The organism is Prevotella sp. AM34-19LB (assembly GCF_003468525.1).
GTDB lineage: Bacteria > Bacteroidota > Bacteroidia > Bacteroidales > Bacteroidaceae > Prevotella.
The window spans coordinates 1-1180 of record NZ_QSIG01000123.1 but is presented as its reverse complement, the minus strand read 5'-3'; the positions used below and the strand labels follow the sequence as shown (position 1 = coordinate 1180).

Annotated in this window: 1 protein-coding gene; it reads right to left on the bottom strand. The window is 38.2% G+C overall.

Annotation, left to right across the window (positions count from 1 at the left end; translation table 11 throughout):
• Positions 1-66: 66 nt before the first annotated feature.
• Positions 67-906, bottom strand: coding sequence for a fimbrillin family protein (locus tag DW830_RS15500; RefSeq protein ID WP_119250496.1), 840 nt, complete (start codon positions 904-906; stop codon positions 67-69).
• Positions 907-1180: the final 274 nt, after the last annotated feature.

Sequence of the window (1180 nt, the reverse complement as noted above, 5' to 3'; positions counted from 1 at the left end):
TTGTCTCAGCAACCATCCAAGATATATAGATGGTTGCCAAGCCACTGTGTCCCTTATATAAAAACATTATAAAGCCTTTAGGCTGAGATTATTATCCCGAACTGAGGTATTTTTTGCAACATCTGATCCATTCCATACACTTAAAGTCTGAGGAATGAGCATCGCTCCACCCTTTTTGTCTCCAGCATTACACTTATTTGTCAAATCAACAGGAGTGTCTTTACTAAGATCAATAGGCTGATCAAATTCTTTTTTATATACTACATTTGTTGCAGCAGGAGCTGTCCAATTATGCTTATTAGTTTCACCAAATTTGTATTCATATTTTGCAGAACCACCAACAGATGCAATACGGATACCCTTAATCTTATAAGTATAAGTATCAGAAGAATGCTTAGCCACAATCTTAATCTGAGAAAGAATGTGATCAAAATTCAGCAATAATCCACCTGCTTCATTATCAGTCTTGTTACCTGTTCCTTGAGCGAAGACAACATCCAGCTGTTCTCCAATTGCTGATTTAGGCTCAAATGCATCAATCGTAGCTCCATCCTTTTTCAAGACAGGATCAGCACCTGTCCACTCACCACCTGAATGAGAATAAGCAACAAAGTTAAGGCTACCATGATTTGGCCATGATGGATGTTCTGAAGAAGTAAACTCACCATTGCTTTCATTAAACACGTAGTTCTTGAAAAATTCAGCTCCGCTTTCATCGAAGGCACTGACGGTCATCTTAGTCATCTTATAACCAACTTCGTTGGTCATCTCAATACCACGGGTGTTGAAACCTACGGCACTACGGAAAGTAATATTTGAGCTCTTCGCAACATCTGTGGTCTCCTCTGAAGAGCAAGAAGAGAGGGCGATGGCAGCAGCTGCCATCATGTAAAACGCTTTTTTCATAATTGATACTTTTTAAAAATTAATACCCTTAATTCCGCAACACTATAGTTTAACATTATTTATAAGTGCCTGAGCAACAAAAAGTTGCCCAGGATTTTGCCATGTCAGAATTTTCACTTACCTTAGTGTTGCGAAAAGAAGACAAGCAAAACTCTAATATGACATGCAAAGATACAAATTAAATCAGAGAAACTCACTCCTTTTGGGGGAATTTTTTCGATTATGGAGCAATTTGATGCTCTTTTAGCTCAAACCATAGATTCCACCTTGGGAT